Source organism: Haemophilus haemolyticus (genome assembly GCF_001008275.1).
In the GTDB taxonomy this organism is placed as follows: Bacteria; Pseudomonadota; Gammaproteobacteria; order Enterobacterales; family Pasteurellaceae; genus Haemophilus; species Haemophilus haemolyticus_P.
Map to the genome: position 1 here is coordinate 1 of NZ_LCTH01000016.1, position 7,887 is coordinate 7,887.

The window sequence follows — 7,887 nt, forward strand, 5'->3', positions numbered from 1 at the left end:
GAAAGGGGAATTGTTTAGATAACAGTGCGATGGAAAGCTTCTTTGGGCGATTAAAAACGGAATGTTATTACGGCAAACGATTTGAGACGTTCGAACAACTGGAAAAAACGATTCATGAATATATTCATTATTACAACCATGAGCGCATTCAGGGGAAACTAAAAGGACTCAGCCCTGTGAATTACAGAACTCAGTCCTTGAACTAAATCAGTCTAACTTTTTGGGGTCAGATCATATAACCCCTTTTTATTTTGCCTACAATTTACCGCTGCATTAGATAGCGGATTTTTTGTAGGCATAAATCTACCCGCCTTATCTGATAATCTAACTTTTAAAATTTAGCGAAAATTAAGAATGATGAAAGAATAAAAAGACTAAGTTCGATTGAATACCGAACTTAGTCTTTTTTAATGGAAATGATTTAACGTTTGAATTTATTGCTTACGCCAAGTTGTCCCATTCGCACCATCTTCTAATACGATACCCATAGCGGTAAGCTCATTACGCGCAGCATCTGCAGCTGCCCAATCTTTAGCCGCGCGAGCTTCATTGCGTTGTTTAATTAGTGCTTCAATTTTTGCCACTTCATCATCGTCAGAACCAGCTTGTAAGAATTTTTCTGGTTCTTGTTGAAGTAAGCCTAAAATTGCACCCAATTCACGTAAACGAGCGGCAAGTCCATTGGCTTTCTCAGCATCCTCTGTTTTTAACTTGTTAATTTCACGCGCCATTTCGAATAAAACAGAAAGTGCATTTGGCGTATTAAAATCATCATCCATTGCTTCACGGAAAGTTTCCACAAAATTTTCTCCGCCAAAAGCAACCGCACTTTGATCTGTTCCGCGTAAAGCCGTGTATAAACGTTCCAACGCACCTTGCGCTAAATTCAAGTTTTCTTCGCTGTAATTGAGCTGGCTACGATAATGTGCCGTTAATAAGAAATAACGTACAGCCTCTGCATTATAGTGATTTAATACATCACGAATAGTGAAGAAATTGCCGAGAGATTTCGACATTTTTTCTTTATCCACCATAATCATGCCAGAATGGATCCAATAATTCACATATTGACCACCATGCGCACAGCAAGATTGTGCGATTTCATTTTCGTGGTGAGGGAACATTAAATCAGAGCCACCACCGTGAATATCAAAATGTTCACCAAGTTGTTTGCAGTTCATTGCAGAACATTCAATATGCCAACCCGGACGACCTGCGCCCCAAGGGGAAGACCAACTTGGTTCGTTTTCTTTCGACATTTTCCAAAGCACGAAATCCATTGGATTTTTCTTGATTTCATTGATTTCAATACGTGCACCAGCTTGTAATTGCTCAAGATCTTGACGAGATAATTTGCCGTATTCTTTAAAGCTTTCCACATCAAACATCACATCTCCATTATCCGCAACATAAGCATGTCCGCGTTTAATCAATTTTTCCACAATTTCAATGATTTCAGGAATATGATGGGTTGCGCGAGGTTCAAAATCAGGGCGTAATACATTAAGAGCATCAAAATCTTTATACATTTCCTGCACCATACGATCCACTAACTGATCACAGGTTTCTTTATTTTCTAACGCACGTTTAATAATTTTGTCATCTACGTCCGTAATATTGCGCACATAAGTTAAATCGTAACCCAAAGAACGTAAATAACGGGCAATCACATCAAAACACACAAAAGTGCGTCCATGACCGATATGGCACAAATCATAAACAGTCACGCCACAAACATACATTCCCACTTTATTTTCGTGGATAGGTTTAAAGATTTCTTTTTCTCTCGTTAAGGTATTGAAAATTTTTAGCATTTTTAAGCTCGTAAAATGAAATAAAAACAAACCGCACTTTTATAGCACTTTTACCTCGATTGTGGAATAATACGACCCTTAATTTTTCAGAAGGAAAACAAAATGGTTACGTTACACACAAACTTTGGCGACATTAAAATTAAATTGGATTTTGATAAAGCTCCGATTACTGCAGAAAACTTCTTAAATTACTGCGAAGACGGTTTTTATAATAACACAATTTTTCACCGTGTTATTGATGGCTTTATGATTCAAGGCGGCGGTATGGAAAGCGGTATGCGCGAAAAAGCAACCAAAGCACCAATCCAAAATGAAGCAAACAATCGTTTAAGTAACAAACGTGGAACCATTGCAATGGCTCGCACTTCAGATCCACATTCAGCGACAGCACAATTTTTCATTAACGTGGCAGACAATGATTTCTTAAATTATCGTTCAAAAGAAATGTTTGGCCGCGAAGTCGTTCAAGAATGGGGCTATGCAGTATTTGGAGAAGTAGTAGAAGGGATGGATGTTGTGGATAAAATCAAAAAAGTGAAAACAGGCAACAAAGGCTTTCATCAAGATGTTCCAACTGAAGATGTAGTGATTACATCGGTTTCAGTAGAATAATGGTGAATGGCGGATGAATTCCGCCATTTTTTATCGACCTAAAGGAAAATGCTCATGCCTTTCTTCGACACTCACACGCATCTCGATTATCTCCAACAATTTACTGGGGAGCCTTTGTCACAGCTTATTGATAATGCTAAGCAAGCTGACGTGCCAAAAATATTGATTGTCTCGGTGAAAGAAGCTGATTTTAAAACAATCCAAAATATGACCGCACTTTTTCCTGATAATTTGCGCTATGGGCTTGGGTTACATCCTCTTTATATTAAAGAACACGCCGAAAATGATTTGATGCTGTTAGAACAAGCCTTAAAAAATCGTGATGCAAATTGCACGGCGGTGGCAGAAATTGGTTTGGAACGCGCGATTCCTGATTTGCTCACCGATGAACTTTGGGCAAAACAATGTCATTTTTTTGAAAGCCAACTTTATTTGGCACAACAATTTAATTTACCCGTCAATATTCACAGTCGAAAAACCCATGATCAAATTTTTACTTTTTTAAAACGTATTCCATTATCTAAACTTGGCGTAGTACACGGTTTTTCAGGAAGCTACGATCAAGCAAAACGCTTTGTTGATTTAGGTTATAAAATCGGGGTTGGCGGCACTATCACTTATGAACGCGCCAATAAAACTCGTCAAGCAATCGCGAAGTTGCCGCTTGATGCCTTAGTGTTGGAAACAGACAGTCCAGATATGCCTGTATTTGGTTTTCAAGGGCAACCTAATCGACCAGAACGTATTGTGGAAAGTTTCAAAGCCCTTTGTGCCTTAAGAAATGAACCTGCTGAATTGATTAAAAAAGTCACATGGGAAAATGCTTGCCAGATTTTTTCTTGATCCACGTCACATTACTGAAATTATTTTGAATTAAATACTAGAAAAAAGAAACTGAGCATAATAATATCCGCCTAGTAGAAAGTTTTTCTCAACACACAATAAGGATATATTATGTCGCAAATCTATACTCAGGTGAGAAAGTTAGCGGAACAGTTTATTGAGCCTTACGCCGACGAACTCGATCAAAAAAAAGAATTTCCTGTTCAGGCATTTAAAGAATTAGGTAAAGCTGGTTGGTTTTCACTTTTAATTCCAAAAGAATACGGTGGAATGGGATTAACCCTAAAAGAACATGCTGAAATCTGTATGGCATTAGCTGAAAGTTCAGCCTCTGCTGGTCTCTGTTACATGATGAGTAACGTTGCAGTGAATTGTTTAAATCTATTCGGCAGCGATCAACTCAAACAAAAAATCTTTTCTGACATTGTTAAAAATCAAACCTTTGCCGCACTCGCCTATAGTGAATTAGGTACGGGTACTCACTTCTATATTACCGATGCAACCGCACAATTTAATGCTGAACATGCAGTATTCAATGGCTTAAAATCCATGGTGACATCGGGCAATTATGCCTCTTATTATTTAGCGCTTTTGCCTTCGGAAAATGGTGAAACTATTGATAACTGGGTGCTTCCACTTGGTACTCAAGGCTTAACTTTTGAAGCCGATAGCTGGAATGGCTTAGGTATGCGTAGCAATGTCTCTTGCTTTATGCGCATGACCGATATGCCATTAGATCGTGGCTGGCGCATTGGCGAAGTTGGCGCAGGCGCAGAACAAGTATTTGGTGGCATTGCACCTGCCTTTATTTGTGGCTTAGCTGCTGTCTATAGCGGCGTCTGTAAAGCCGTGCTTACTGAGGCAATTAAACATTCAACACACCGTAAATACACATCGGGCACTGCATTAGCTGAAATCGAAACCGTGCAAATTCACTTAGCTAAAATCTATGCAAACACAAACGCTGCTGTATGTGCTACGCGAGATGCAGCTCGTGCAGCCACAGAAGGTGATGCAGATGCATTGGCTAAATTATTAGCTGCCCGAATTCTCGCGAGCGAAACCGCGATTACTCTTGCACAGATTGGTATGCGTATTGGCGGTGGCAAGGCTTATAACAAAATGGGGCCAATGGAACGCTATTTACGCGATGCATTAGCAAGTCAAGTGATGGCGCCAAGTGTCGATGTGCTAAATATTTGGTTAGGTAAAGCCATTACAGGTCAACAAATTCCATAAAGTGCGGTGAAAAATGAGTGAGAAATTAAAAATTGGGGCGGTAATCTACGCCCCACAAGTGACGGTTATTTGGGGAATTATTGCAGACTTTTTCGAAAAAGAAGGCTTCCCTATTGAGCCTGTGTATTTCAAAGACTACAAAGGGCAAGTTGATGCGTTACTCAATAATGAAATTGATGTAGCGTGGAACTCTCCCCTAGCTTGGTTAGATGGTTACTTACGTAGTGGCGGTAAAACCTTAAATGGTGCCATGCGTGATACCGACCAAGATCGTCAAAGCTATTTAGTTGTTAATGATCCAACTATCCAATCGATTGAAGATTTAAAAAATAAAACTATTGCTTTTGGTGCAATTGATTCCCCACAAGCGCGGTTAATTCCAATCGAGTTTTTACATCAACATGGCTTGGAGTTTGGTCAAGATTATGTAGAAAAACGCTTTGATGTGGGTGTTGGTTTGCACGGCGATCATGTAGGTGGTGAATTAGATGCAGCCAATGCATTAAAAGATCGCCAAGTTGCGGCAACATGGATGTTAGATTTCAACTTTGAACGTTGGACAAAAGATGGCACACTCGATCCTGCAACAGTTCGAGTGCTCGCAAAAACACCATCATTTGACCATTGTATTTTCAGTGGACGCGTGGGATTAGATGAAACCAAATTCAATGCATTCACCGAAACCTTGTTCAAAATGGATTACAACAATCCAGAACATAAAGAAATGATGGATTTGGAAGGATTAAAACGTTGGGTTGCGGGTAGAACAAAAGGTTTTGCTCAATTACAAGCTGCCAATGAATATTTAAAATTCTTTTAATATCAATATGTCATGATGGGCGTGTAATAAACGCCCATCATTGTGGATTTTCTATGAAACCTTTCACAACTTCTCTTTTAGGCTCAATGCCTCGTAGTCAAGCACTTTTGATGGCGCGTAAAAAGCACGCACTCGGCAAAATAACCACTGCAGAGCTTGAGCAAATCGTTGTTCAAGAAACAAAACAAATTATCGAACTTCAACAACGAACTGGCATAGATATTATTACGAGTGGCGAATTACTTCGCGACAATTACCTTTCTTTTATTGCAAAAAAAATTCAAGGGGCGACCTTAATGAGCATGAGTGAAATGCTCGATCACATTAAAGAAAAGCAAATTTTTGAGTCAATGCTAGAAACCTTGGATGTTCCCGCACTTTCCATAAAAAATGCTATTTGCGTGGGAAAAATCAGCTACAAACAATCTTTAGTCGCAGATGAAATGTTGCTACTGAAAAATCTAACTAAGCAGCCAATTAAAGCAACCTTGCCAGGGCCTTACTTAATGGCTCGCTCCATGTGGCTTTCGCCTGTGTCAGGGCAACATTATTCATCAAAAGAAGAAATGGCAAAAGATGTTGTTGCCATCTTAAAGCAAGAAATTGATCATTTATGTGAACTAGGCGTAAGTGTAGTTCAATTTGATGAGCCTGTTTTGACAGAAGTTATTTTTAGCCATCATCAAACACGTTCATTTATGTGTGCGGCGTTAAGCGAAAAACAAGATTTTGCTGCGGAACTACAGTTTGCGAAAAGTTTAATTACTCAAATCTTTGAGTATGCAAGAAATAAAAATATCAAAACCGCACTACATGTATGCCGTGGCAACTGGAGCAAAGATGAAAGCGTATTACTGCGCGGGCCTTATACATCATTAGTGGATTTATTTGAATCGGCATTACCTGATATTTTAATGCTCGAATTTTCTACACCAAGAGCGGGAGAATTAAGTTCGTTATTAGAAAGTAAAATCTTAAGACAAAAATGTATTTTAGGCTTAGGCGTCATCAATCCTCGTTCTGATGAAGTGGAAACCGTAGATCAGATTGTTCAACAAGCAGAAAAAGCTCTAAATTTCCTTCCACCAGAGCAAATTTGGCTAAATCCAGATTGTGGATTTGCCACTTTTTCTAACCGCCCTTTAAATGGTTTTGATATTATTGAAGCCAAACTTAAGGTATTAAATGAGGCAAAATCAATATTGAGGGAACGTTATGTATAACGTACCTGAAAGTGAATGTTTTACTGCTAAATATCGAGCCGTATTACGCGGAGAAGAAATTAAATTATTCACACCAAATGACAGTATTTCGCTCTATTCACAAGTCAATTTCGATAACCAATCATTACAAAAAAGTGCGGTGGATTATTTTGCCGTTTCTATTCTAGGTGGCATTTTGAGTAGTGTAAAAGCGCATTTTGCTCAACAACGTGCCGATATTGTAGAAATGGAAGGAAAAATTTGGCTCAACCTCGCCAATCCTTTAACCTTACTAGGCGTTCGTGGCTATAGTGAGCAGCCTGTCATTAATGACGGAAAAATTAAAATTTTTATTTCATCGGATTTAACCGATGATATCTTCACACAACTCACGCAAAACACATTACGCTGTTGTTTTATTTACAACACGATAACCAAAGCCTTTCCTTTAAATATAGAATTTGAGCAAGTGCTTTAATTCTCATCGAGTCGTTTATCTAAATTTCAGACAAAAAAATTGCCCCATTAAGGGGCAATCTTATCAATGCTCTAAAGTTACTTATAACTTTAAGCAACTATTAAATATGTTGGTTAATGAAGTTCGCCAATTGAGTTTTTGGTAATGCACCAACTTGAGTTGCAACAACTTGACCATTTTTAATCAATAATAATGTCGGGATACTACGAACACCAAATTGTGCTGGTGTTGCTTGATTATCATCCACATTCATTTTCACGATTTTAACTTTACCAGCAAATTCAGGCGCAAGTTCATCTAACACTGGCGCAATCATTTTGCAAGGACCACACCAAGGTGCCCAAAAGTCTAATAAAACGGGGATATCTGAATTAACTACAACACTTTCAAAATCTGCGTCATTAATGTGTAATACTTCGCTCATTTTGTTTTCCTTATTTTGTGAATGGAATCCCTATATAAGGGCTTTTTTTAAACTTACAAGTGCGGTGCAGAATAACACCATTTTAAAAAATGTAAACTAATCGTTTTAATTGCCAAAAGCTAAGACGGCAAAACAATATTTTCACACACTTTACCAGATTTTAATTTATAAACGTTCGATAAAGTCACGTCTGCAATATTGGTTAGTGCTTCTTCGGTTAAAAACGCTTGGTGACCTGTTAGCAATACATTATGGCAAGAAGATAAACGGCGGAAAATATCATCTTGAATCACTTCGTTAGACTTATCTTCAAAGAACAAATCACGTTCATTCTCATACACATCCATACCTAACGCACCAATTTTGCGCTGTTTTAACGCATCAATTGCAGCTTGAGTATCAATCAAAGAGCCACGACTCGTATTAACGATCATCACGCCATCTTTCATTTTTGC

10 protein-coding genes are annotated in these 7,887 nt (G+C 38.4%); 7 read left to right on the forward strand and 3 right to left on the reverse strand.

Annotated elements, in window-relative coordinates; translation table 11 throughout:
• On the forward strand, positions 1-206 hold a 206-nt coding region (locus tag AAX15_RS09225; RefSeq protein ID WP_155397801.1), incomplete at its 5' end, for an IS3 family transposase.
• A 228-nt stretch (positions 207-434) separates the two neighbouring features.
• Here AAX15_RS09225 and cysS read toward each other — a convergent pair.
• Positions 435-1,814: a cysteine--tRNA ligase gene (cysS, locus tag AAX15_RS02080; protein WP_046938909.1), complete on the reverse strand. Its 1,380-nt coding sequence runs from the start codon at positions 1,812-1,814 to the stop codon at positions 435-437.
• Positions 1,815-1,916: 102 nt separating this feature from the next.
• Between cysS and AAX15_RS02085 the strand changes: the two genes are divergently transcribed.
• From AAX15_RS02085 to AAX15_RS02110, 6 genes are all read left to right on the forward strand, one after another.
• Positions 1,917-2,426 carry a peptidylprolyl isomerase gene (locus tag AAX15_RS02085; protein ID WP_046938910.1) on the forward strand — a complete coding sequence of 170 codons (510 nt, stop codon included), beginning with the start codon at positions 1,917-1,919 and terminating at the stop codon, positions 2,424-2,426.
• A 54-nt stretch (positions 2,427-2,480) separates the two neighbouring features.
• A complete protein-coding gene (locus AAX15_RS02090) occupies positions 2,481-3,269 on the forward strand; it encodes a TatD family hydrolase (protein ID WP_046938911.1) in 789 nt (262 codons plus the stop codon).
• A gap of 111 nt (positions 3,270-3,380) precedes the next feature.
• The gene (locus AAX15_RS02095) at positions 3,381-4,508 is read left to right on the forward strand and encodes an acyl-CoA dehydrogenase family protein (RefSeq protein WP_046938912.1); all 1,128 of its coding nucleotides are present in this window, start codon (positions 3,381-3,383) and stop codon (positions 4,506-4,508) included.
• Between the two features lie 13 nt (positions 4,509-4,521).
• On the forward strand, positions 4,522-5,328 hold the full coding sequence (locus tag AAX15_RS02100; RefSeq protein WP_046938913.1) for a phosphate/phosphite/phosphonate ABC transporter substrate-binding protein: 807 nt from the start codon (positions 4,522-4,524) through the stop codon (positions 5,326-5,328).
• A gap of 53 nt (positions 5,329-5,381) precedes the next feature.
• Positions 5,382-6,551: a cobalamin-independent methionine synthase II family protein gene (locus AAX15_RS02105; protein WP_046938914.1), complete on the forward strand. Its 1,170-nt coding sequence runs from the start codon at positions 5,382-5,384 to the stop codon at positions 6,549-6,551.
• Entirely contained in the window at positions 6,544-7,008 is a 465-nt protein-coding gene (locus AAX15_RS02110) for a hypothetical protein (protein ID WP_046938915.1), read from the forward strand. Before AAX15_RS02105 ends, AAX15_RS02110 begins: the two co-directional genes overlap by 8 nt.
• Positions 7,009-7,108: 100 nt before the next feature.
• Here AAX15_RS02110 and trxA read toward each other — a convergent pair whose 3' ends face one another.
• Both trxA and AAX15_RS02120 read right to left on the reverse strand, forming a co-directional pair.
• A complete protein-coding gene (gene trxA, locus AAX15_RS02115; protein ID WP_005627940.1) occupies positions 7,109-7,432 on the reverse strand; it encodes a thioredoxin in 324 nt (107 codons plus the stop codon).
• Between the two features lie 119 nt (positions 7,433-7,551).
• Positions 7,552-7,887 (reverse strand): NAD(P)-dependent oxidoreductase (locus AAX15_RS02120; protein WP_268988587.1); only part of this gene is annotated, 336 nt, incomplete at its 5' end.

Coding starts and splice junctions, on each gene's coding strand:
- AAX15_RS02110 (WP_046938915.1), top strand. CDS start 6,544: ATGTATAACGTACCTGAAAGTGAATGTTTTACTGCTAAATATCGAGCC.
- cysS (WP_046938909.1), bottom strand. CDS start 1,814: ATGCTAAAAATTTTCAATACCTTAACGAGAGAAAAAGAAATCTTTAAA.
- AAX15_RS02090 (WP_046938911.1), top strand. CDS start 2,481: ATGCCTTTCTTCGACACTCACACGCATCTCGATTATCTCCAACAATTT.
- AAX15_RS02085 (WP_046938910.1), top strand. CDS start 1,917: ATGGTTACGTTACACACAAACTTTGGCGACATTAAAATTAAATTGGAT.
- AAX15_RS02095 (WP_046938912.1), top strand. CDS start 3,381: ATGTCGCAAATCTATACTCAGGTGAGAAAGTTAGCGGAACAGTTTATT.
- AAX15_RS02100 (WP_046938913.1), top strand. CDS start 4,522: ATGAGTGAGAAATTAAAAATTGGGGCGGTAATCTACGCCCCACAAGTG.
- trxA (WP_005627940.1), bottom strand. CDS start 7,432: ATGAGCGAAGTATTACACATTAATGACGCAGATTTTGAAAGTGTTGTA.
- AAX15_RS02105 (WP_046938914.1), top strand. CDS start 5,382: ATGAAACCTTTCACAACTTCTCTTTTAGGCTCAATGCCTCGTAGTCAA.